The organism is Flavobacterium sp. (assembly GCF_013823965.1).
Lineage (GTDB): Bacteria > Bacteroidota > Bacteroidia > Flavobacteriales > Flavobacteriaceae > Flavobacterium.
On sequence record NZ_PNNA01000038.1, the window covers coordinates 1 to 24,654 of the forward strand.

16 protein-coding genes and 1 tRNA gene are annotated in these 24,654 nt (G+C 37.7%); 10 read left to right on the plus strand and 7 right to left on the minus strand.

The genetic code is table 11. The features are described from left to right. From C0430_RS04350 to C0430_RS04390, 9 genes are all read left to right on the plus strand, one after another. On the plus strand, nucleotides 1-301 hold a 301-nt coding region (locus tag C0430_RS04350), incomplete at its 5' end, for a site-2 protease family protein (RefSeq protein ID WP_290865853.1). Nucleotides 302-385: 84 nt separating this feature from the next. Continuing rightward, nucleotides 386-459, plus strand: a tRNA-Asn gene (locus tag C0430_RS04355). A 652-nt stretch (nucleotides 460-1,111) separates the two neighbouring features. Then, nucleotides 1,112-1,495 carry an HU family DNA-binding protein gene (locus C0430_RS04360; RefSeq protein ID WP_290865855.1) on the plus strand — a complete coding sequence of 128 codons (384 nt, stop codon included), beginning with the start codon at nucleotides 1,112-1,114 and terminating at the stop codon, nucleotides 1,493-1,495. Nucleotides 1,496-2,306: 811 nt separating this feature from the next. Further along, nucleotides 2,307-3,923 carry a class I SAM-dependent DNA methyltransferase gene (locus C0430_RS04365; RefSeq protein ID WP_290865857.1) on the plus strand — a complete coding sequence of 539 codons (1,617 nt, stop codon included), beginning with the start codon at nucleotides 2,307-2,309 and terminating at the stop codon, nucleotides 3,921-3,923. Between the two features lie 12 nt (nucleotides 3,924-3,935). Then, nucleotides 3,936-5,093, plus strand: coding sequence for an ATP-binding protein (locus C0430_RS04370; RefSeq protein WP_290865859.1), 1,158 nt, complete (start codon nucleotides 3,936-3,938; stop codon nucleotides 5,091-5,093). Further along, nucleotides 5,094-6,335 carry a restriction endonuclease subunit S gene (locus C0430_RS04375; RefSeq protein ID WP_290865861.1) on the plus strand — a complete coding sequence of 414 codons (1,242 nt, stop codon included), beginning with the start codon at nucleotides 5,094-5,096 and terminating at the stop codon, nucleotides 6,333-6,335. Nucleotides 6,336-6,473: 138 nt separating this feature from the next. Beyond that, entirely contained in the window at nucleotides 6,474-6,776 is a 303-nt protein-coding gene (locus C0430_RS04380; protein ID WP_290865863.1) for a GIY-YIG nuclease family protein, read from the plus strand. Between the two features lie 78 nt (nucleotides 6,777-6,854). Then, nucleotides 6,855-9,854: a type I restriction endonuclease subunit R gene (locus tag C0430_RS04385; RefSeq protein WP_290865865.1), complete on the plus strand. Its 3,000-nt coding sequence runs from the start codon at nucleotides 6,855-6,857 to the stop codon at nucleotides 9,852-9,854. A gap of 175 nt (nucleotides 9,855-10,029) precedes the next feature. Beyond that, entirely contained in the window at nucleotides 10,030-10,593 is a 564-nt protein-coding gene (locus C0430_RS04390; protein ID WP_290865927.1) for a DUF4256 domain-containing protein, read from the plus strand. Between the two features lie 217 nt (nucleotides 10,594-10,810). On the opposite strand, the gene C0430_RS04395 is transcribed toward C0430_RS04390, so the two are convergent. The 5 genes from C0430_RS04395 to C0430_RS04415 form a co-directional block, all read right to left on the minus strand. Next, complete coding sequence (locus C0430_RS04395; RefSeq protein ID WP_290865867.1) at nucleotides 10,811-11,740, minus strand: sialate O-acetylesterase; 930 nt, start codon at nucleotides 11,738-11,740, stop codon at nucleotides 10,811-10,813. A 51-nt stretch (nucleotides 11,741-11,791) separates the two neighbouring features. Beyond that, nucleotides 11,792-13,252: a glycoside hydrolase family 30 protein gene (locus C0430_RS04400; protein ID WP_290865869.1), complete on the minus strand. Its 1,461-nt coding sequence runs from the start codon at nucleotides 13,250-13,252 to the stop codon at nucleotides 11,792-11,794. Nucleotides 13,253-13,275: 23 nt separating this feature from the next. After that, on the minus strand, nucleotides 13,276-14,709 hold the full coding sequence (locus C0430_RS04405; RefSeq protein ID WP_290865871.1) for a glycoside hydrolase family 30 beta sandwich domain-containing protein: 1,434 nt from the start codon (nucleotides 14,707-14,709) through the stop codon (nucleotides 13,276-13,278). A gap of 165 nt (nucleotides 14,710-14,874) precedes the next feature. Further along, nucleotides 14,875-16,326: a RagB/SusD family nutrient uptake outer membrane protein gene (locus C0430_RS04410; RefSeq protein ID WP_290865873.1), complete on the minus strand. Its 1,452-nt coding sequence runs from the start codon at nucleotides 16,324-16,326 to the stop codon at nucleotides 14,875-14,877. A gap of 26 nt (nucleotides 16,327-16,352) precedes the next feature. Next, nucleotides 16,353-19,343, minus strand: a complete 2,991-nt coding sequence (locus C0430_RS04415; protein WP_290865875.1) for a TonB-dependent receptor — start codon at nucleotides 19,341-19,343, stop codon at nucleotides 16,353-16,355. Between the two features lie 346 nt (nucleotides 19,344-19,689). Here C0430_RS04415 and C0430_RS04420 point away from each other — a divergent pair, with 346 nt between their 5' ends. Beyond that, complete coding sequence (locus C0430_RS04420) at nucleotides 19,690-22,557, plus strand: triple tyrosine motif-containing protein (protein ID WP_290865877.1); 2,868 nt, start codon at nucleotides 19,690-19,692, stop codon at nucleotides 22,555-22,557. Between the two features lie 189 nt (nucleotides 22,558-22,746). Here the strand turns inward: C0430_RS04420 and C0430_RS04425 are convergent, their stop codons facing one another. After that, the gene (locus C0430_RS04425) at nucleotides 22,747-23,937 is read right to left on the minus strand and encodes a PepSY-like domain-containing protein (protein WP_290865879.1); all 1,191 of its coding nucleotides are present in this window, start codon (nucleotides 23,935-23,937) and stop codon (nucleotides 22,747-22,749) included. Nucleotides 23,938-24,111: 174 nt separating this feature from the next. Then, nucleotides 24,112-24,627, minus strand: a complete 516-nt coding sequence (locus C0430_RS04430) for a phosphoheptose isomerase (protein WP_290865881.1) — start codon at nucleotides 24,625-24,627, stop codon at nucleotides 24,112-24,114. Between the last annotated feature and the right edge of the window lie 27 nt (nucleotides 24,628-24,654).

The window sequence follows — 24,654 nt, forward strand, 5'->3', positions numbered from 1 at the left end:
TGCTTACAAAGGCGTGGGTGGTTTTAAAGCTATTTTTGATATTTTCCCTAGCACTTGGAGCTGGGAAGTATTCTGGAATATTACCGCTTTATTGTCGATTATGCTTGGTGTGATGAATTTATTGCCTATTCCGGCTCTTGATGGTGGTCACGTGATCTTTTTATTGTACGAAATGATTAGCGGCAAAAAACCTAGCGACAAGTTCCTGGAAAACGCCCAAATGGTTGGTTTCTTTCTACTTATAACTTTGTTGTTGTTTGCCAACGGGAATGACATCTACAAAGCAATCGTGGGGAAATAAATTTTTTTAAAAATTTTTGCTGATTTGTTTGTGAAAATTAATTTTAGCACTATATTTGCACCGCTTTAAAAGTGAAACACACTTTCCTTCTTAGCTCAGTTGGTTAGAGCATCTGACTGTTAATCAGAGGGTCCTTGGTTCGAGCCCAAGAGAGGGAGCAAAAGCAGAAAGGCTATCAGAAATGATAGCCTTTTTTGGTTTTAGTCCATAATGAACTTAATACGGATCAAGGCCAATACCTCTCACGATGTTTCCCAAACTTTTAATTCGAGTTCAATTTCCCGACAGAGCTACTAAAAGACGATTTGCCGGGACGAATATTCTTTTTTATAATTCGCGATACCGAAGCCTTAATTTCTTTAACCTACACACCGCTCCTAGCGCTTCGATCCAAAGATTTTGTCAATGGAGCTGTCTTTTATTCTCCTTTGTCATGACAAGTGGGATCACCCAAAAAAATACTTGTTTAGCTTTACTTTCTTATTTTGAAGAAGATTCTCAAGTTTATTTCTAAATATTTTTGAAATGCAGCAAAAAAAGTATGATCAAACTATATGTAGTGCACCAATTGTTAATAAAAAAATGATAATCTAAATATCAATTTAATATCAAAATATTGTTAAATAATTGCTAACCAGTTGTTTATGGAAAATATTGATACAATTTCAATAATTGAACATCTTCACTTTTGTTGATAAGAAAATGATTAATAAAACTAAATAATATTTACCTTTGGAATTGTCAGTTAGGTACTGGTTATCAGCACACTAAGACAAAATGTTTTTTTCTTTAATTTAATACGCGAAAATCATGGCGATTAAATTCAAACCGCAGTCCAGAAAGAATCCTCAGGACCTGACTGCACCTGAGAAGTTTTACGCCGCTGCGGTAGCAGATGGCAATGTCGATTTGGATAGGCTCGCGGAGCTGATTTCCTACCAATGTACGGTTACCGAGACCGACTGTTATGCCGTGTTGCTGGCTTTAGAGCACAACATCATTGGCGAACTGGGTCAAGGTCGAATCGTGAAACTGGGCAGGTTGGGTAATTTTCAGGTGGGCATCAGCTCAAAGGGAAGTGACTCTGCCGCAGAAGTTTCGGCGACCACCATCACCAAGAGTCGTATTTTGTTCCGTCCCGGAAAAAAAATGCGCTCCATGTTGAGTGATGTATCCTTCAAAAAAGCTGGCTAGCACCTCTTTTTTGGAGCGAGTCTCTAATGTAAGACCTCGGGTATTTCAGTGCCCGAGGTCTTTTTTTTTGTGCTATTTTCTACGAAAACTTTCGTCAATTCGTCCTGACGAGACAAACGTTTCGTCCTGATGAAGTGAAAAGCTCGTCCTGATGAAGTGAAAATCCCGTCGGGACGAATTGAAAAAATCTCCTACACCGTGCTTTTTACTAAAAACTACTGCTGTTTTGATTTTTTTAGAGGAAATGGCGGCTTTGTTTTTCCTTTTTTTTGGCTCAAAAACCCCATTTTCCTTCCCTTCTTTCCTTAAAAAAAGCCCAAAATCATCCTCCTTTTGTCATTCCGACGTAGGAGGAATCGCATAACGAGAGCAATAAATTGGAGCAACTAATGTGATTTCTCCCGTTGGTCGAAATGACAAATAACCCGAATAAAAGAAATAATTCAACCCCTAAATCGCATTCCTTTCAAAAAAAACAATCCCCTTCCCTTCCCTTTTTTCCATAAAAAAAGCTCAAAATCACTGGCTAGCACCTCGTTTTTTTGAGCGAATTTTTAATGTAAGACCTCGGGTAATTTCAGTTACCGTTTCGAATTATGGGTTAAATGTAATGATAAAGTGGCGAAAAGTGGTGCTTTTTGTTCTTAATTTGTTCAGATTGTTGAAAACTATTCCCGCCCTACTATTGATTTTTATCTCGCTTTTTCAAAAAAATAATTCCCCTTTTTTACGGTTTCCCGTAAACTGTATGAAATTATTTTCAATACCTTAGCAGAACGAAAAAAATACTGTTCCATCATCACACTGAATAATGTCTAAAAATCCTATAAAAGCCGATATCAATTTTGAACAAGAATTATGGAAAGCGGCCAACGAACTCCGTGGTGCTGTAGCCGAAAATCAATACAAAGATTACATTCTGCCCCTGATTTTCCTCAAGCATATGTCCGAGCGATACGAAATTCGCAGGGAAGAGTTGTTGCATTTGGTACAAGACAAAACCTCGGGTTATTACACCCAAAACCAAGACGAAATCAATTATGTATTGGATGATGCCGACGAGTACCTGTCCAAAAACATCTATATCATACCCAAGGAAGCCACTTGGAACTTCCTCAAAGAAAATGCCGAGCAAGACAATATCAAGGTCATCATTGACGATGCCTTTGATGTTTTGGACAGCACGCTGGCACAATTTCGTCCCGATTTGAAAGGGATTTTACCGCGACTTTTCGTAAAAAGCCAATTGTCTCCGCGACAAGTGGGCGGATTGATTAACTTGTTATCGAACCCGAAACTCTCCCAAAAGGAAAATCCCGAAAGCGATATTCTGGGGCGGGTCTATGAATATTACATTGGCAAATTTGCCATTGCTGAAGGTTCCGGTGCCGGACAATTCTTTACTCCGGGAAGCATCGTGCGTTTGATGGTGGAAATGATTGAACCTTATCAAGGCAAAATATTTGACGCTGCCTGCGGCTCGGGTGGCATGTTTGTGCAATCCTTGAAATTCCTGGAATCTCACGGAGGCGACAAAAAGAACATTTCCATTTACGGACAAGAGCGTTACGATGGTACATTGCGGTTGTGCAAGATGAACCTCGCCTTGCGTGATTTGTCTTTTGATGTGCGTTTGGGCGACTCCTTGCTGAATGATAAATTCCCCGATTTGAAAGCCGACTTTATCATCGTGAACCCGCCGTTTAACGTGAGCCAATGGCATCCCGAAGATTTACCCGAAAACGACCCCCGTCTTTTTGGCCCCAAAGAAGAATTTACTACCGATGGCAGTGCCAATTATATGTGGATGCAAACCTTTTGGAGCCATTTGAGCGACACGGGAACCGCCAGTGTAGTGATGGCAAACGGAGCGATGACCTCGAACAACAAAGGCGAGAAAAACGTAAGGGAATTTATGGTCAACAACAATATGATAGACTGTATCGTGCGTTTGCCCGACAAACTGTTCCTGACTACGGGAATTCCTGCCTGTATTTTCATCTTGAGCAAAAACCGCGACGGCAAAGACGGCTTACACCGAAAACGCACGGATGAAATCCTGTTTATAGACACCAGCAAAATGGGCACGATGGAAAGCCGCAAACTGCGTGTTTTTACCGATGCCGATGTGGACAAAGTTGCCGAAACCTACCACGCTTGGCGCAACAATTCCCCTCTTGAGAGGGGTGCCGAAGGCGGGGTGTGTTATGCTAACACCGACGGCTACTGCTACGCCGCCACCCTAGCCGAAGTACAAAAACAAGACTATAAACTCACGCCCGGCATTTATGTAGGCACTGAGGAACTGGAAGACGACGGCATTTTGTTTGAAGATAAAATGGCAGGACTGAAAGCACAACTGCAAGCACAGTTTGCCAAAGGGAATGAATTGCAAGGAAGGATTTTGGAGAATTTTGAGAAATTGTAAAACTATAAATTCATGAATCTAACTAAATTAAGAGAAGAAGTCATTCAGACTATTAATAACATTAAAGATCACGGTGTTTTCCCTAAAGAAAACAACCATTATGATTTTAAATTAGAACTTAATTTTTTTGGATTAACTGATTCAACAGAGATTTTTCTAAGAAATTTTGCAAAAGACATAATATCATTTACAAATACTAATGGAGGCATTATACTGTTAGGTTTTAATGAAGATAAATCTACAGGAAATATTGAAGATATAGGGTTAAACACAAAGAACATAGATTTATTAAAAAAAATAGACTTAAATGATATTGCTCAAAAATTTGAAAAGATAACTAAAGTTACTATCAATTTAGATTTACAATCTTTTCAATCTGGAACTAGGAAGTATTATTATTTATTAATTGAAAAACAGAGTCAAGTAATTTTACCATTAAATGATTATCCAGATTATAAATTTAAAAAAGGTGATATCATATATCGTTTATCAAGTAAGAATAAAATCGCAAATGAAACACCACAAGACTTCAATAGTTTTTTACAATTAAAAGCAAATGAAAAAAGCAAGGAGTTTATGGAAATATGGTCAAAATTATTACCTGAAATGTTTGAAATTAATCCTAGAGAAGTATTAATAATTAATCCAAAATATAACAAAGTTTATGGTTATAATGGTAAAGAAAACATTCTATCAAGTAGTGAAATTGAAATTGAAAAAGGTGGAAATGGAGTTTTTAATGTAATTCTTAATGCAATTTCCGCAGGTGATATTGGAAAAATTTCAGATACCGAGGGAAAACCTTTATACAAAATCGTTGGAGAAATAAAATCTTCCGTACCACGAGATTCAATTACGATTTCAACTTTGCAAAGTGAGTCTTTAAAACAGTCAAATTATAAGTTTACAAATGCTCAATTAAAACTAATTATTAAACATTTAGGATGGGTAGATGATGAAAAATTCAAAATTGAAAATCCTGATTCAGAAAGTGTAAATCCAAATTTTTGTGAATTTCTATGGATTGAAACTGTTGATTCTATAAAAGATACTCATAAAGTAGTTTTTTCAAAAGAAGCTGTAAATCAAATAGTAAATACAGTAAATAATCAAACTTTACATAAATCCATTTTCAAAAAAGATTTAGAAAAAAACACAAAGAAAAAATAAATGCCAAACAACTGGAAAACATATAAACTCTCTGATTTCATCGATATAAATCCGTTAGTAAAACTAAAGGCAAATGAGTCATATTCATTTGTAGAGATGAAGGACTTAGACGCAAACAATAGAACAGTTTTACCATCAAATTTTAAATCTTTAAATGGAGGTGCAAGATTTCAAAATGATGACACTTTATTTGCTCGAATTACTCCTTGCTTACAAAACGGAAAAATATGTCAAGTTAAAGGATTAAAAGAAAATGTTGGTTTTGGCTCTACTGAGTTTTTAGTTTTTAGAGGTAAAAAAGGAGTTTCAGATACAAACTTTGTTTATTATTTATCGAGAGAACCTTTTTTTAGACAATTTGCAGAAAACAATATGATTGGCACTTCTGGCAGACAAAGAGTTGCAAAACAAGCATTTCAGAACATTGAGCTTGAATTACCTCCCCTCCAAGAACAACAATCCATAGCCTCCATCCTTTCCGCGATAGACGACAAAATAGAGAACAACCTCGCCATCAACAAAACCCTCGAAGAAATGGCAATGGCATTGTATAAACACTGGTTTGTGGATTTTGGCCCATTTCAGGACGGCGAATTTGTACAAAGTGAATTGGGGATGATTCCTAAGGGTTGGGAAGTGAAGAAGATTTGTGATGTAGTTTCTGTTATTGGTGGTTACGCCTTTAAATCCAAATGGTTTCAAGAAACTGGAATAAAAGTTTTAAAAATCAAAAACATCAATAATAATATTGTCGATATTAGTAAATGTGATTGTATTTCTGAAACAGTTTCAAAAAGTATTAATCCTAAGTTTAAAGTATCCAAAGGTGATTTCCTAGTTGCTATGACTGGTGCCGAAGTAGGGAAAGTTGGAGTTGTTCCAAATTACCAACAAGATTTATGGTTAAATCAACGCGTTGGAAAATTCAATGATAAAGAAATAAAAAATGCTTCCATATTAATTGGGAAAGTTATGCAAACTAATGATTTTTATAAAATCATTCAAGGTCTTGCATACGGTAGTGCGCAACCCAACATTAGTACCTCTGATATAGAAAACATTAATATTATATTACCAAACGACAAAAACATATTAAATACATTAATCAATGATTTTGTTCATTTACATAATATTACAATTGAAAATTTAACAGAAAACCAAACCCTAACCCAACTCCGCGACACGCTATTGCCTCAATTAATCAGTGGTGCCGTGCGGTTAAAGGAGTTTCGGGAGTACTAATTGAGATTGCCACGCTTCACTGCGTTGCGCTCGCAATGACACCAAACGTCATTGCGAGTGGAGTGCAACGGAACGAAGCAATCTCATTAAATGAGTAACAAATTGTATAGTAGTACCTCCTTGTAATGACTAATGACAATGAAGCCAGGATTTATATACATTATTACAAATAAAAACAATACTACCCTATATATTGGGGTAACTTCTAGGCTACCTGAACGTATAATAGAGCACAAAGAAAAACGCTATCAAAACTCATTTTCAGCAAGGTATAATTTGAATAAATTAGTATATTACGAGTCCTTTCAAATGATTGGTGATGCCATAGGAAGAGAAAAGCAACTTAAAGCGGGTAATAGAGCCACAAAAGAAAAATTAATCAACAGTATCAATCCTGAATGGAAGGATTTGTATGAAGAGATAATAGATATAATGAACTAAAACAGGAGATTGCCACGCTTCACTGCGTTAGATGAATAAATAGAACTACAAACAGATGGCTTCGTGCCTCGCCAAGACATGACAACAGAAGCAGTAATAGAACAAGCCACTATCGAATGGCTCCAAGATTTAGGCTACACGCACGTAAAAGGCAATGAATTGCCCCAAAATGCCAATGCTGTAATCCTGAAAGACCAATTGCGAGACTTTATTGTAAAACAATATCCGCAACTGCCTACTGAGATTCAAGACCTTGCCGTGGCGGACTTCTGCAACAATGCGGGTGCGGATATCGATTATCGCAACCGTAGTTTCCACCTGAAACTCACCAAAGGGATTAGTTATGAATACAAAGATGGCGAGGGCAACGAAAAAGCCGTCCACATCTACCCTATTGATTATCAAAATCCTGAAAACAATGCGTTTTGGTGTGTCAACCAATTCAGCATTGTAGGTAAAAACAAACGCCGTCCCGATATTATTATTTACATCAACGGCATTCCGCTGGTATTGTTCGAACTCAAAAACTGGTTCGACGAAAACACCACCATAGACGAAGCCTTCAACCAAATACAGCATTACCGCAAAGACATTCCGCTCTTGTTCGAATACAACGCCCTCACGATTGTAAGCGACGGCAACGAAGCCCAACACGGAATGTTCAACAGCAACTCCGAATGGTACGCCGCCTGGAAAAGCATCAACGGTGTCGAAATCGTGGACGATGATTTCCAAATGCACACCTTGCTTTTTGGCTTGTTTCCCAAAGACCGTTTGCTGTCTTACATCAAAAACTTTGTCTTTTTTGAAGACCACAACGGATCTTTAATAAAAAAAGGCGCTAAATACCACCAGTTTTTCGGAGTCAACTTTGCCGTTGAAGCCGCCAAGAAAGCGATAAAACCTTTTGGCGACGGACGTATTGGCGTAATCTGGCATACCCAAGGTAGCGGTAAAAGTATTTCGATGGCGATTTATGCCGGAATCCTACGCAGCTTGCCCGAACTGAAAAACCCGACTATTGTGGTTCAAGTGGACAGAAGCGATTTGGATTTTCAATTGTACGAAAACTTTGTTCTAGCCAAAGACTTGGTAGGCGATGTGCAACGCGCCGAATCCACAGACGATTTGCGCAAATTATTGTCCACAGGAAGTGGTGGCGTTATCTTCACGACCATCGAGAAATTCCGATTGAAGCAAGGCAACGAAAACCAATTGGGAGAAATCGCCCACCCCATACTTTCCGAAAGGGAGAACATCATAGTGATGGCGGATGAAGCCCACAGAACCCAATACGGATTGCTCGACGGGTTTGCTTCCAACTTGCGCAAAGCCTTGCCCAATGCTTCCTTTATTGGATTCACGGGAACACCCATAGACAGCAAAGATGCCGATACTCAAGAAGTTTTTGGCGAAACGATACACATATACGACATCAAACAGGCGGTCAACGACAAAGCGACCGTTCCCATATACTATGAACCTAGATTGGCAAAACTGCATTTGGGCAATCAAAATATCGATGCCGAAGTGGATGCCATCACCGAAGATATGGAAGACGATGGCAGCCTGAAATGGGCTGCAATTGAAGATGCGGCAGGCTCAGCAGACAGGGTTCGGAAAATTGCCGAAGACATTATGAAGCATTTTAAAAACCGTACCGAAACCCTGCCCGGAAAGGCAATGGTGGTTTGTATGAGTCGCCGCAATTGCGTTAAAATGTATGATGCCCTGAAAGCCATAGAGGGTTGCCCTGAAATTGCGGTAGTAATGACCGGAAACATTTCGAAAGACCCGATTGCCTGGAACGAACACATTAGAACACAAGACGCCACCGAAGCCTTGAAAAAACGATTCCGCAAACCCGAAGACCCTTTGCAAATTGTAATCGTTAGGGATATGTGGTTGACAGGATTTGATGCGCCTTGCGTACACACGATGTACATTGACAAAATTATGCGCGGGCATACCCTGATGCAAGCCATCACAAGAACCAACCGCGTTTTCCAAGACAAACCTTCGGGCGTAATCGTGGATTATATCGGCATTGGTGACTATTTGAAATCGGCAACTTCTAAATATACAGGCGGTGGCGGAAAAGGACAACCTACTATTGATATGCAGCAAGCCTTGGAAATGTGCTACCATCAAGTGGAAATTTGCAAAGGATTGGTTTCGGAGAATATTGATTATTCCAACTGGAAAGGATTGCGCGACAGCGACAAAGTACTCTTAATTAGAAAAGCATTGAACAGCATCATCAAATACGATGAACCCGCGAATCAATTTATGCTCGAAGAAAAGAAACTCACTGGATTGTTATCCATCGTAAAATCGCAACCTGAAATTCAGGAATATGCGGTTGATGTTTTGTTTATGCAACATTTATCGAAAGCGATACGCAATGCCAAATCCGTAAAAGGAATACGTACCAATCAGAAAGACCAAATCAAGGAATTGATAAGCCGCAGCATCGAATCGGATGCCATTGTCGATGTATTTGCCATGGCGGGATTGGATCGCGCCGATATTTCTATCTTGAACGAGGAGTTTCTTTTGGGTGCCAAAACAGAAAAAGACAGCATCGCCATCAAAATTGAATTGCTGAAAAACATCCTGATGAACGAGGTCAAATTACGTTTGCACAAGAACATCAAAAAATACACTTCCCTCAAAGAAGAGTTAGAAAGGGTAATCGAAAACTATCACAAAAACGCCATCGATTCCTATACTACCATTGCCGAATTAGTAGAAAGAGCCAAGCATTTACAAGAAGAAGACCATCGCAACAAAGAATTGGGATTGTCTGACGAAGAGTTGGCTTTTTATGACATTCTAGCATCCAAAAAAGAAATCATCAAGGAAGCAGGACCCATTCAGGATATTGTACACGCTGTGGTAAAAGCCGTGAAAAACAATTTGCAATTGGACTGGATGAACAAGGAAGATGCCAAGGCAGGAATTCGATTAGCCGTCAAAAAAGAATTGCGCGGCAAAGTGAATATTTCAGAATTGAATGCCATTCTACAAGAGATAATGGAACAAGCCGAAGGACAATTTAGCGATTGGAGTGCTTAAACTTTTGATTCCCCCGAAAGTTTTCGGGGGAATCCCGACGGAGCTACTAAAAAGGCTATCAGAAATGATAGCCTTTTTTGGTTTTGGTAAATGCCTTAACTTTCTTCTTGCTAGTTTTTACCTATTTTTGTTTGAATCAAAAGGAATGGCAACACCTAAACAAACGCTTTCGACAATGGAAAACAAAAAATACTTGTCCGCAGAACAACATTCAGCATTACTGAGCACATTGAAAGAGCGTTTCGAGAAAAACACCAATCGCCACAAAGGGCTGGAATGGGATAATGTACAGGCCAAATTGGAGTCAAATACCGAGAAATTGTGGTCTCTAAACGAAATGGAAAGAACCGGCGGCGAACCAGATGTAGTAGGCCATGATACAAACACGGGCGAATACCTTTTTTATGATTGCTCGTCAGAAAGCCCCAAAGACCGCAGAGGCGTTTGTTATGACCAGCAAGCATTGGACGCAAGAAAAGAACACAAACCCAAAAATAGCGCCTTGGCAATGGCAACAGCAATGGGCATCGAGCTTTTGACGGAAGCACAATACCGGGAATTGCAACAATTGGGGAATTTCGATACCAAAACATCGAGCTGGATAGCAACTCCTGCCAAAATTAGAACGCTTGGTGGCGCCATTTTCGCCGATTTCCGCTACGATACTGTTTTCGTGTACCACAATGGTGCCGAATCGTATTATGCCGCCAGAGGCTTTCGTGGAAGGCTGGGCGTTTAATGTTGTTTGAATATTCTTTGGACTAGATTCCCGAAAAATACAGCTTTGCAATTACCCAAACCTTGCGGTATTCAATGAAAAGCAGAAAGGCTATCGTTTCCGACAGCCTTTTTAGTTTTAAATCCATAATCCCACGAATAGAAAACGGGTTTGTCCGGGTTTGCCAAATCCTTTAGTCTTCGTTTTTCGCCGTAATTAGTTTCCTTTATAAAGTATTTTAATTCGCTTTTTTAGATTTATTGGCCATTTTACTATTCAAGAGAAAAATTTTATTTGCAAATTGTTTGCCTAAATCAATAAATCCGTTGTTGTCATAATGGTATCTATCCGTATATTTATAGGTGTTCGTGGTTCTTACGATGGCGGCATTGGGTTGGGTTGCGGCAAATTTTTCTTGGCTATATTGTACCAATTCGCCAAAATTCCACACTCTTCCGTCCTCGTCGTCACCTGAATCTGATATTTTTCCAATGACGATAGGCAAATCATTGTTTCTAAAAGTGGCTCGCATCAAATCCATCAACCTTTTCAAATTGGAATAGTATTGATTGGCGATGGTTTCCGTTTTATCGGCATCACTTTCGCCTTGCATCCAAATGATGCCACTTGGAATCAAAACATCCTCGACTCCATCACCGTTTATATCTTTTACGGCCATAGCACCTTTGACAGTTTTAAGAAAATAATCGTATTGATTCATCCCTTTTCCGCCTTTAAAATCTGGTTCCCAAGCACCAAAACCAGCTGTTCCAATGCTATCAATTGAAGAACCGTTTCTGGCATATTTTATAAAAGCCAATTTTTGGCGTGGATATAATTCTTGTAACTTTTTGGCCAGCGAAAGCTCCACGCCAAATCTATCGGAAAGGGTGTTGGTTTTTCCATCTGACGAAAATCCTGTTCCGTGACCGGGCTGCAACAAATCCCACTTTCCCAATCCTCCACTTGCATCATTGTCCACAACAGGATTTCCTTGATAAATAAAAACATTTTTTACTTTTTTGTTCAAAGAATCCGGCAAATTTTTCACATAACCAAAACCTTCCATATTGGACTGTCCGCCCAAATAAAACACTTTGATGCTGTCTTTTTTTATTTGTGCCAGCAGCATGAAGGGCATTACAAGAAATATTAAAATAGATTTCATAGTATAATAATTAAAAACATAAAAAAAACAAGAAAGACTATGTCTGGCAAGCTAATAAACCAATGTCTGGATTCCGTGAGCTGGAATGACCACCACCGCTTTTTCTGATGCTATAGCCAAATTATAAGTAACACTTTTGTTGCTTTGATTCATCACAACGGTAACCATTTTCCCGTCAACATTTAGAAATGAGGTGCTCAACAAGCTGCTTCTGCTCACTGAAGTTCTCACTCTTTTGGCATCCTCACGAATGAATTTTGAGAAATGACCTATGTAATAATAACTAGGCGTATAAATTAATTCACCTGAATCCGTGTCGGCATGAATGGGCGCGAAACAAAAATTGCCTACGTGATTTGGTCCTCCATTTTGGTCTAAAAGAATATTCCAATCCGTCCAACCCACGGTTCCGTTATTGAAATCATTGATTATCGAAATGCCGTATCGTTCGCCGTTATCCCAAAATTGGTATTTTTTGGCATCAAATTTTTCGATGCATCCTTCGGTGAACAATAAATGCTTAGAAGGATGTTCTTCATAAACTTCGCGCACATTGTCAAACATTGAGGCGCCTCCCGACCAATTTTCATACCAATGAAAACCTATTCCCCAAGCGTATTTTGAAGCTTCCGGATCAGAAAAAATAACATCGGCCCTATGCCCCATCAAATCTCGATTGTGATCCCAAACCACAATTTTCTTGTCGGCAAAACCTTCTTTTTTCATTGTTGGTCCCAAAAAGTTTTTCAAGAAATCTCTTTCGGCTTCAGCACTGAAAATACAGGATTCCCAAGTTTGAGTGGCCATTGGTTCGTTTTGAACGGTAATCCCCCAAATAGGTATTCCTTCTTTTTCGTAAGCTTTGATAAATTTTGTAAAATAATTAGCCCAAGGCTGGTAATATTCCGGAAGCAATGTTCCTCCTTTGAGCATGTTGTTCGTGCTTTTCATGAACGCTGGCGGACTCCAAGGCGATGCATAAGTCAATAGTTTGCCGCCCGCCGTTTTAATGGCTTCTTTGATCATTGGAATACGGTATTGCCTGTCGTGATCAATGTTGAAGGACTTTAAATCCTTGTCGCCTTCATTGATATAAGTATAGCTTCCGCTGGCAAAATCAGAACTGTGGATCGTGGTTCTCAACAAGGAATACCCAATTCCTTTTTCTTTGTCATAATAAGCATCCATAAATTCTTTTTGCTTGTCTTTGGGTAATTTTGCATAAACCTCGGCACTGGCATCGGTTATTGCTCCACCGATTCCGATAAACTTTTGGAACGTTTTAGCGGGTTCCACAAAAACAGAAACCTCAATTTCCAAGGGTTGTTTTGCAGGTTCAAAAGTTAAAATGTCGGTTTGGGTCAATCTCAATTTTAAGCTGTCTGCCGTAGTGTAAACAGTAATTTTTTTGTTTTTGGCAGAAAATGGCTTGGATTGTTCCGTGTTTTTTTGCTGGGAAAAAGCAAAAACGGATACCATCAAAAGTACTGCTGCTGTTGTTATTTTTTGCATAATATTATATTGTTTACTGTTATTTACCAGATGTAAGTGGCTACCGAACCTGCTTCTAATGATGTTGTGACACTTTTTCCTTTGTATTTGATGTTAAATGATTCGGCCGTGTTTCCATCATTTTCCACAATTAAAACTTTTTTGCCGTCGGGCGTTTTAAAAGCTACATTTTGCAAATTACCGCTTAAGTTGCTTGCAATTCTAACCGAACCAGCCGGTACAAATTTGGAGGCGTGGGCAATAATATAATAGGCAACATTTCGTGTGAAACTATCGCTGTTTTCAATTGTCAAAGCGCCTTTGCAAGTGGTGCAACCACCGGGAGTATTGGGGCCAAAAGCAGCGTTGTTGGCCAAGTTCCATTCTAATGCCGTTTTACTCCAATTGCGCATCGAGCCAATAATAACATTTCTTAAATGCCATTTTAAATCCCCGTCAAAATTGCCTGCATTCGATGTGTATTGTTCCGTGAAATAGACATTCTTGTTCGGGAATGCGTCGTGAACCGTTGACAATGCGCTAATGTCTCCTTCATACAAATGAAAGGCCGATCCGTCAATGTAAGGATATGCCGCAGCATCATTTAAAATGGCCAACGGATATTCGGGTTTGTTACAATTGTGGTCGTAGGTAATGATTTTAGTTTTCAGGTTTGCCTTTTGGAATACCGGTCCCAAATGATTTTTAATGAAATCGGCTTGTTGGGTAGCAAGCATCAACAAACTTGGATTATTACCTGGATGAAGTGGCTCGTTTTGTGGAGTTATGGCATCGATGGTAATTCCTTCGGCTTCCATTTGCTGGATGTATTTTAGAAAATATTGCGCATAAACGCCATAATATTTGGGTTGTAAACTTCCGCCAATGAAACTGTCACTGTCTTTCATCCAAACTGGTGGTGACCAAGGCGTGGCCAGGATTTTGATGTTTGGATTGATGGCCAGTATTTCTTTCAACATTGGAATCACGTCATTTTTATTGGGAGCCAAACTGAATTTTTCCAGATTCATGTCTGTTTGTCCTTTTGGTAAATCGTTATACGTGAAAGGTGCCGAGTCCAAATCTGAAGCACCGATGCTAATCCTGACATAACTTACCGAGATTGCATTATGGCCAGAGCCAAATATTTCTTGCAATAATTGTTGTCTTTTTGATGGGTTTAATTGATTGATGACTTGGGCACTTCCTCCCGTCAATGTATATCCAAAGCCATCAATACTTTGAAAAATCAATGTTTCGTCTACTTCTATATCAGGAAAGTTATTAGAAGTTGGGCCAAAGGCCAAAGTGTGAGATTGCTTTTGAAGCATTGCGCCCTGATCTCCTTTTGTTAACCAAAAATCCATTTCAGTTGGAGCCACGGGAGCTGTTGGAGCCGGTTTTTGACCAGCAATGTTATTCGACGAGGAACAATTCAAGAAAAGAATTGATGCCGCTAACAGGAATAAGCTCTTCATAATTTAATGTATAATATTCGTGTTTTTATTTCATTCATTCTTCAACATAAATCGGCAAAAACAATCCGATTACTATTTTGTATAAATAATAATCCATCAATAAGAACTGAAATTTAATTTCGTGACAATTGAAACCGTTCTTATTGATGGATTAAAAAAGCAATATTAATACCCTGGGTTTTGGGTTAATTGCGCATTAGCATCTAATTTATCTTGAGGAATAGGCCATAAAAGTCTATTTTGATTGATATTGGCAGCAAATGGCAGCACATTTCCGTTACCGTCTTTTTGTTGGGACAATACTTGAATTGCTTTACCCATTCTTTTTAAATCAAACCAACGATCTCCTTCGAAAGCCAATTCCATTAATCTTTCTTCAAGAACTTTATTGATTGCATCCGATTGATTGGAAGCGCTAATTGGAGCAATTCCTGCTCTATCTCTAACTTGGTTTACCAAAGCCATCGCTCCGGCAACATTGCCAGTACTAGCCAAAGCTGCTGCTTTTAGCAATAAAATATCTCCTAAACGAGCTATATAATAGTTTTGATTCCCATTAGTATCTCTCATTTTGTAAGCAAAAGGATAGCCTGTTGAAGACCAGTAAGTGTCAGCCCAACCTACATTTTCTCTTGTTACGGTTGATGCCAACCTTTGAGTATCGCCATTATTGGTATAAGCTTGAACTAAAGTATGGGAAGGTGCATTGAATTTTTTCCAATCTGTTCCTATAAACATGAACGTATTCCAGGCACCGATTGGACTGCTCCATCCATCACCGTTAACTTCCCAAATTGACTCTGCATTTCCTTCGTGTGCGCTGTCAAAAAGATGATCGAAAGTTGGTAAAAGAGTGTAACCACCACCAATAACCACGTCGCAATGTTGAATCACTTTAGCCCAATCCGGATTTGGCATCGAGGCATATACTTTTGCAAGAAGAGCGTTGGCCGCCATTTTGTTGGCTTTAAATTTATTGGATGCGTCTGGTGCTTTTTGAATGGCAACTTGGCAATCGGCAATAATTTGCGCGTATACTTCGGCAACAGGTTTTCTAGCAGGAAATAAAGCGTTGAATGCCGCTTCAAAGTTTGCACTTGAAATTGAAAAGATCGCTTCTTTTGCTATTGGACAGTCTCCCCATAATTGAACGGCTTGAAAATGATTCAAAGCTCTAATCAAGGAAGCCTCACCAATCATTTCATTTTTTCGGGTGGCGCTTAAATCTGTAGCTTGATCCACATAATTAATCACGATATTACAAGTATTGATGTTGTTGTAAATATCATTCCAATCGCCTTTCATTTGCGAATTTGTAGATAACATTTGGTAAGTTTCATATTGGAAAATGGCAGGATTGTCAGCTCCCATATACGCATTGTCAGATTGTCCGTCACCCACCAAGAAGAAATCCAATTGCCAATAACCGGAACCAAAAGTTCCATATACGGCATTCATTCTAGATTCGGCAGCAGCTGCATCTTTTATTACAACTCCATCGTTTAGGGAAGTTGCTTCTTCCGTAATAGGTTCAGTATCTAAATAATCTGAACAGGATGTTAAAAATACCAGCATTAATGCCGAGAATATTTTTAAATAATTTTTAAATAATTTCATAACTATATCGTATTTATATTTTAGTATTAAAAATTGGCTTTTAGTCCAAAAATAAATGTTTTAACTTGAGGATATGTTCCTAAATCAATACCTTGACCAATTCCTGTGGCATTGTTAAATGCTCCAACTTCTGGGTCAAATCCTTTGTAATTAGTTATTGTATATAGGTTTTGTCCAGTTACATATACTTTAATTGAATTTAACTTCAATTTTTCCAATTTAAATTGATAGCCTAATGTAACGGCTTTCAAACGAACATAAGAACCATCTTCAACAAATCGGTCCGAAACGTGCAAAGCATTTGCGTCGTTCGCTTTTGGAACCTCTGTAATTTGGCCTGCAGTAGTCCATCTGTTCAATACTTCTGTCGATTGGTTGTTGTAATTATTCATCAACGTTAAATCCATTCTTGAAGCATTAAAAACGTCTCCTCCTTGTGAACCCGTGATTAAAGCATCTAATGTAAATCCTTTGTAGCTAAAATCGTTGCTTAAACCAAAAGTGAAATTTGGATTAGGATTTCCGATGTTGGTTCTGTCATCTGGAGTAAGCACTCCATCGCCATTGATATCTTTGTACAATAATGTACCAGTTGCAGGATCTACTTTATCTACTTTATATCCGTAGAAACTTCCTAAAGAACTTCCTTCAGTCAATAGAATTACACTTTCCCCAACAGAAGTTAAATTTTGAAACGGTAGTTTTTTAAGCAACCCTAATTTAACCACTTTGTTATCATTGAAAGAAATATTGAAATTAGTATTCCATTTGAAATCACCTGCCATATTTATGGTGTTTAAACCTAATTCCAATCCTTTGTTTTCAATTTCACCGGCATTATAATAATAGGGTTTTGAAAAACCTGGGAAGTAAATGATTTGAAGCAAGTCTTTGGTGTTTTTTTGATATATATCTGCAACAAATTTTATTTTATTGCCAAACAATCCAAGATCCAATCCAAAATTGATATCGGTTGTGGTTTCCCAATTCAAATCTGGGTTACCAATTTGATCTAATGTTGTTGCATTCGTGGTAGGATTTGTATAGTTCAAATCAAAGCTGGAATAAGCTGGCAATCCTGACAAATTACCTGTTTTTCCCCAACCACCTCTTAGTTTTAATTCACTGATAGTTTTTGCGTCTTTAAAGAAATCTTCATTAGATACAATCCAAGCGGCAGAAACTCCTGGGAAAAATCCCCATTTGTGACCTGCAGCCAATTGTGATGCACCACTTTCTCTAAATACTCCATTCAAAATATATTTGTTTTTGATGTTGTAAGTGGCTCTTCCGAAATAAGATAAACTTCTTACCTCATTTTCCCTGTTTTCAAAAGATTGATTTTTGGCAGCATTAAAATCATAGCTGGTTTGGTCAACTGCAAAACCAGTTCCTGAATTTGCATCCCTGGTAAAGTTGTTTTTCTGCATGGACATACCTCCCAATAAGTTTAAATCTGAATTATCAAATTTCAATTGATAGTTTAAGGTATTTTCAAAATTCCAATTTGTATTGTTGTCTACCGTGTTGCTACCTCTTCCTTTGTCAGAAGTAGGGTTGTTGTCGCCGTTTCTTCCCCAAACATTGGTAAATGGATCTACAAACTGAACGTTGTCTGATTTTGTCTTGTCTAACGACACCATTGGTTTCCAAACCAAATTATGCAAAATATTAACATCAAAACTAATGCTGCTCAAATATCTGTTTACCGCTGTTTTGTTTTGTCTTGACAACAATGAAACTGGGTTTTCCCATCCTGATTGATAAGGATTTTCAGCATATTGACCGTCTTTATATCCGTCCATGTAAGATCCATCAGGATTTGTGTCCCTCACATTCAATTGAGAACCCCAAGTAGGCAAAAATGCTGGTGTTACCAATGCGCTCATAACCGCACCACCTTGTCCCACACTGTTATTGTCACTAATATAAGAACCATCCGATTGAATGATATTCAAGCTTACATCCGTTTTCAACCAAGAAGTAAGATTGGCATTCACATTAATTTTTCCGGAAAATCTGTTGTATTTTGATGGATTTATGATACCCTCAGTCAGTTGATATCCTAAAGCACTATAGAATCTTACTTTATCAGTACCACCGGCATACGAAAAATTGTAATTTTGATCAAGACCAGTTCTCAAAATCTCGTCTTGCCAATTCGTGTTTATTCCTGTGTATTTTGCATTGTTGGCAGTTGCCAAGTAACTAGGATTGATTTCGTTTATCAATGTTTTGTAATCCGTTAAATTTAAAACGTCTACGTTGCTCACTGCTTTAGACAAACCTAAATAAGAAGTAAATTGAAAATCATTTTTATTTGATTTCCCTTTTTTGGTAGTAATAACCACAACTCCCGATGAACCATTAACACCATATATTGCCGTTGCGGTAGCATCTTTCAAAATGGATAAATCCACAATGTCTTCTGTATTTAAACCAGAAATGTCTTTGGTCTGGATTCCGTCAACAACATACAAAGGAGAGTTTTCAGAATTTATGGAACTAAGTCCTCTAATTCTTACGTCAAAACTTGCGCCTGGTTTTCCTGAAGTTTGAACAACATTTACCCCGGCAGCATTACCTTGTATGGCTTGGGCAACAGATACAACAGGACGATTTTCAAAGGCATCCGACTTTACTTTAGAAACTGCATTTGTTGAATTTTTCATCTTCTGGGTTCCATAACCTACATTGATCACTACCTCTTGCAAGGATTGTTGCTCAACCTGAAGTTTTACATTAATGCTTGTTCTACCGTTAATGGGTTCCTTAACAGAACTATATCCCACGTAACTAAATACTAAAGTACCGCTAGAAGCAGCCTTTATTTCATAAACCCCATCCATATCCGAAGTAGTAGCCTTGGAGGTTCCTTTAATTAAAATTGTCACTCCTGGAATGGGTAATCCGCTCTCGTCTATTACTTTCCCTTTTATGGAAACATCTTGTGCTTGTCCATAAACTGAAAATAGAACAGATAATAAACAAAAAATAAATAATTTTGTTAATTTCATTTTTCTAAAAATTTTTGGTTAATAAATTAGTAATTCGAACCAAAAATAAAATCATTTATTTGTTTTAAGCCCTAAAAATTCCTTACAAAAACAATACAAAGTTCATTTTTGAACTTTACAAAAACTGAACAAATATTTTTTATTAAATTAATTGTCAATAGATTAAAAATAAATTTATGTTATAAACGAAAACATTTGAGATAAAAACAAACACAACATTCCAAAAAAAAGTAATTTAGCTCTGGAAATACGTTTTTATGGCAAAAAAATCGAAAAAACGACTGCTTTTTACAAAGAAAGAAAACGTTTTCGCTTACAAATCAAATCATTACATTTTGAATTAATTATGGGTCGTTTAAATTTCAACATACTATTATTATTCTTGTTTGCAGCACCTCTTTTTAGTCAGGTAAAAAACATCGGGCTACCAGAAATAACAAATTACAAGAAAACCGACTACAAAGGCGGCACTCAAAACTGGAATATTGACCAAGATAAAAACGGAAATCTATATTTTGCCAACAACAATGGCTTATTCCAGTTTGACGGAGCAACATGGCACAATTATCCTTTGCCCAATCCGCCTGATACTCGATGCGTAAAAATTGATCCTTCCGGAAAAATTTTTATAGGCGGTTACAGTGAATTTGGATATTACAAAGCAAATTCAAAAGGGAAACTAGAATATGTTTCTATTTCAAAACTGGTGAACAAAAAGAAAATTATCGATTTCATCTGGAAAATACATCTTTATAAAGACGAGGTTGTTTTTCAATCATTTGCCCGAATCTATAGCTACAAAAACAACCGATTAAGTATAGTAGAAGCCCCGGACAGGTTTCAATTTTCTTTTCTGGCAAACAATCACTTGTATTTACAGGATATTTCCGCAGGTATTCTAGAATACAAGAATGGTAAATTGTACCCCTTGAAAGGAACATCCACTTTTAACAATACTGAAATTTGGGGCATGTTTCCTTTGCCCGAGAACAAATTACTCATCGCCACTTTAAACAAAGGCCTTTATGTGTACAAGGATGAAAAAGTTAGTCCCTGGAATACGGAGGCAAACGCTTTTGTCAAGAAAAACAGTTCTTTAGGAGGCGTATCCTTCAAAGATAAATTCATTGTGTTGAATTCTGTTCTCAACGGAATTATAATTTGTGATACCAATGGCAAAATAATTCAACACATCAACCACAAAAAAGGACTTCAAAACAACACTGTTTTGACCTCTTTTATAGACAACAAAAACAATCTTTGGCTGGGTCTGGACAATGGTATCGATTTTATAAATGAAAACTCGCCTTTCACCTACTTTGGTTTTAGTTATGGCATTAGTACCGTATATGCATCGGTTGTGCATAATGGCAAGTTGTATGTTGCCACAAATCAAGGGGTTTTTTATTCGGCGTGGAATACCCCTTTCAGTGAAGAAAATTTTACTTTGTTGGAAGGGACAACAGGCCAAGCATGGAACATTCAAGTAATTGATGGACAATTAATTTGTGGCAACAATAACGGCGCTTTGGTAATTGAAAAAAACCATTCCGTTAAAACACTTGACGGCAGAGGATACTTTCGTTTCAAAAAAATTCCAAGCCACCCTAATTATATCATTGGCGCCAATTATAATGGTTTTGCTGTTTTCGAGAGAACGGCAAACGGTTTGGAATACCGAAATCAAATTATTGGTTTTGACAAGCCATCCAGTTCTTTCGAGATAGACCAGTCTTTTTTATGGTTAAAAAAAGATGATTTAATTTATAAAATGAGTCTTTCCGATGACTTGAAAAAATTCAGTGCAATCAAGACCTATCCAAACTTAACCAACAGCATTAAAGGCATTGGCAACATTCAAACGTTGAACAATACCGTTTATTTTCAAACGAACAATCATTTTTATAAATATTCCGATGACCAAGACCTGTTTTTTGAAGACAAAAAAATGTCTGCATTATTTAAAGATTTGCCAAAGGTTTACTCTCTTACCGAAGATTCACTGGGCAATATTTGGTATCTTTTTAAAGAATCATTGGGAGTACTGTCAAAAAACACCTCTGGCGAATACAAGAACATTGTGGCTCCATTTTCAAGCTTGACCGGAAATTTAAATTTAGTCAACAACTACTTGTCTGTTAACACAATTGATCCCAAAAACGTATTTATTGGACTAACGAATGGATTGGCCCATTTTGATTTTCATCTTTTGAATAATTCCGTTAGAAAACCCACGGCATTCATCCGAAGTTTTTCGTTTCCGGGAGACACGCTCCTGTTTGGCAACAGCCAAAACACGTTTGAAAAACAAGAAATTCCATACAAATCAAATCGAGTAAAGTTTACGTTTTCGTCTCCCAGCTATGAAAACATAGACAATATTGAATTTTCATATTTATTAGAAGGTTTTGATGACAGATGGAGTAACTGGTCTCCCATCACCATTAAAGAGTACACCAACTTAAGGGAAGGCAACTACAAAATGAATCTGAAAGTAAGAAACAGCTATGGAATACAATCCGAAGTAACGCAAATTCCATTTACAATTTCTCCGCCTTGGTACAGACATATTGTGGCTTATTTTTGTTACATCATACTAATTATTGCCATAACGTATTTTATTAGAAATAGAATTATAGCCAAAATACGAAAAAACAAATATTACGAAACCATCGAACAGCGAAGGCTTTATCTGGAAAAAGAAGCAAAAATCAGAAAAGGTCAATATGATTTAGAAAAAGAAATCGAGCGATTAAAAAATGACAAGTTGCAAATTAAAATCCTGTCAAAAGACAAAGAATTGGTTACCAATACGCTACAGGTTGTAAAAAAGAACAAAATTCTAAATGGAATTATTCATAAACTCAAAGACATCAATGCAGATTCATTTGACGAATCCACTAAATTTCAATTCAACAAACTCAACAAAAGCATTGTAAGAGAGGTAAATACAGATAAAAGTTGGAAAGATCTTGAAAAACACATCAAAAATGTCCATTTTGATTTTCTTAAAAGATTAAAAGAAAAATACCCGACCATTTCCCCTCGCGAATTGGATTTATCCACTTATTTACTCATGAATATGTCTACAAAAGAAATTGCAGAAATCATGAACATTTCGAGCGGAGGCGTAGAAGTGTCCCGTTACCGTTTGCGCAAAAAATTTGGACTCAATAAAAAGGAAAATCTAACTGGTTTTTTGATGAGTATTTAATCTAAACCAGCTACGTTGGAATAAACCATAAACCTGGCAGTTTGTCCAAACCCAAACCTTGAAAGCTGCAGAAAAAGTGTAATAGTAAGCCAAAAGACCATGCGTTTTCAAGTCCTGTTTAAACAAGAACAAAAAAGACCATCGGCAAACCGATGGTCTTTTTAAAATAAGATTGGAAATGATTACTTCTTAATCATTTTTTACGCTCACAAATGCTCCGGCAGCGGTAAAATATAATTTTAATTTAACCCCATTGGCCGAAATAATCGTAACATCATAACTTCCGTCAGATTCTAAATGGGCTTCTTTTATGGTCGCTCCGGCATAATTTGTGGCAATGTATGTTTTAATATCGGTTATTAAATCGGCCACGACAACAGCAACCGTTCCAGATGAATAATTATTATTAGAGTCAGAACCTACCACGAAGGCACCCGCAGCGGTAAAATTCAATTCTATTCTAACTCCTGCTGCAGTAGTAATATGCAGTTCGAAACCACCATTCCAGTCTTTTTCTGCCGATGTAATGGTCGCGCCTGCATAATTGGTAGTGATGTAAGTGGTAATTTCTGTCAATAAATCGGCAACAGCAATTGGAGTTTCATCATTGGAATGATTATTCCCGTTAGAACTTACCGAAACAAAATCACCGGCAGCACTAAAATTCAAATTCAGTTTAGCTCCTGCAGCTGTTGTGATAAACACGTCAAAACTACCATCAGACTCTTTATGAGCAGACGTAATTGTAGCCCCTGCATAAGTGGTCGTAATATATGCTGTTATGCTTGTGGCCAAATCAGCAATGGCAACTGGTGTTTGACTGCTGGCATGATTGTGTTTGTGGTTCCCATTTGCCCTGAAAATACGCGCAGATTCAAACGTTCCATCGGCTTTAAAATCCAATTTGAGTTTACTTCCATCGGCAGCAGTGATTAAAACATCAAAACTTCCGCCAGTTTCTGAATGGGCAACATTTATTGTGGCACCCGGATAATTGGTAGAAATATAAGTCGTTATTGCTGGCAATAAATCGGCAATGGTAACTGCTGTTTCAGTTTTTGCAGACACTAGAGTCCCTTTGGCAGTAAAATTTAGTTTTGCCTTGGCATTACTCGTTTTTGCCGTTGTTCCAGTAGCCAAAGCCACATAAGCCACATACGTCCCGTCCGAGTTCAAGTTCACTTCGGTTGTGGTAGATCCTGCGTATTTCGACGTGATATAACTTGTAATGGTTGTTGGCAACGCAGCAGCAGCAACCACTTCATAAGTTGAGGCTACAGCAGTGGTGCTTGAACCAGATGAAACAGGTTCATTGTTAGAACAACTTAACATCATACATGAAAGTACAAATCCAATTAGGGGTTTTTGCGTATTTTTCATTTGCTTAAAAATTAAAGGTTAGGTAAAATTTATACCATATTTTTCAACTGATTTTATAATTCTATTATTGCTTGTCGTATAAAACAATCCGTAACAAAATTACCCTACCTGTTTCTTTAATTTTTTTTCGAAGATTTTTGATTTTTTTTGTAAAAAAGAATGTCAGCGTCGAATTTACCTTCCAAAATCATCTTGCAAACGAACAATGTCCTCTTCATCCGATGGGTTTTCAGGATCGGTATGTTGCCAAATTTCGGCTACAATTCCCCAAGAATCAAGACCAATTAAGCGATGGCGTTCTCCCTTGTCCATTTGGATAAAAGTTCCCGGCTCCAGTTGTTGAATTTCTCCTTCTTGATCTGTATCACTGATTTTAACCCCAACAACTCCTGCAAGTATTTTCCATATTTCGGCTCGGCGATAGTGAAATTGCCAAGACAATCTTTTGTTTGGAGCAACCACAAGAATTTTTGGACTCAATTTATTGGTAATTTGAATTTCGGACATTTCAAGTTGCGGAAAAAATTTAGCTGCAAAAGCACCGGCTTGGCTTTCATCAATTACAAAAAAACCTCCCCAAGGACGGGTTTCGTCTTGTTTGATGACCGTAAAGTTTTCTTTTTTCAATGCTTCGGCGATTTGTTCAAAAACAGCCTTTTTTTCTAGATTATTTGGTAAATTGAAATTCATTGTAATGTCTATTTATTTTAAAATTTG

What these genes read in the sequence shown, in the direction of transcription:
- C0430_RS04360 (WP_290865855.1), top strand. Translation starts at nt 1,112, where the DNA reads ATGGCGATTAAATTCAAACCGCAGTCCAGAAAGAATCCTCAGGACCTG.
- C0430_RS04365 (WP_290865857.1), top strand. Translation starts at nt 2,307, where the DNA reads ATGTCTAAAAATCCTATAAAAGCCGATATCAATTTTGAACAAGAATTA.
- C0430_RS04370 (WP_290865859.1), top strand. Translation starts at nt 3,936, where the DNA reads ATGAATCTAACTAAATTAAGAGAAGAAGTCATTCAGACTATTAATAAC.
- C0430_RS04375 (WP_290865861.1), top strand. Translation starts at nt 5,094, where the DNA reads ATGCCAAACAACTGGAAAACATATAAACTCTCTGATTTCATCGATATA.
- C0430_RS04380 (WP_290865863.1), top strand. Translation starts at nt 6,474, where the DNA reads ATGAAGCCAGGATTTATATACATTATTACAAATAAAAACAATACTACC.
- C0430_RS04385 (WP_290865865.1), top strand. Translation starts at nt 6,855, where the DNA reads ATGACAACAGAAGCAGTAATAGAACAAGCCACTATCGAATGGCTCCAA.
- C0430_RS04390 (WP_290865927.1), top strand. Translation starts at nt 10,030, where the DNA reads ATGGAAAACAAAAAATACTTGTCCGCAGAACAACATTCAGCATTACTG.
- C0430_RS04395 (WP_290865867.1), bottom strand. Translation starts at nt 11,740, where the DNA reads ATGAAATCTATTTTAATATTTCTTGTAATGCCCTTCATGCTGCTGGCA.
- C0430_RS04400 (WP_290865869.1), bottom strand. Translation starts at nt 13,252, where the DNA reads ATGCAAAAAATAACAACAGCAGCAGTACTTTTGATGGTATCCGTTTTT.
- C0430_RS04405 (WP_290865871.1), bottom strand. Translation starts at nt 14,709, where the DNA reads ATGAAGAGCTTATTCCTGTTAGCGGCATCAATTCTTTTCTTGAATTGT.
- C0430_RS04410 (WP_290865873.1), bottom strand. Translation starts at nt 16,326, where the DNA reads ATGAAATTATTTAAAAATTATTTAAAAATATTCTCGGCATTAATGCTG.
- C0430_RS04415 (WP_290865875.1), bottom strand. Translation starts at nt 19,343, where the DNA reads ATGAAATTAACAAAATTATTTATTTTTTGTTTATTATCTGTTCTATTT.
- C0430_RS04420 (WP_290865877.1), top strand. Translation starts at nt 19,690, where the DNA reads ATGGGTCGTTTAAATTTCAACATACTATTATTATTCTTGTTTGCAGCA.
- C0430_RS04425 (WP_290865879.1), bottom strand. Translation starts at nt 23,937, where the DNA reads ATGAAAAATACGCAAAAACCCCTAATTGGATTTGTACTTTCATGTATG.
- C0430_RS04430 (WP_290865881.1), bottom strand. Translation starts at nt 24,627, where the DNA reads ATGAATTTCAATTTACCAAATAATCTAGAAAAAAAGGCTGTTTTTGAA.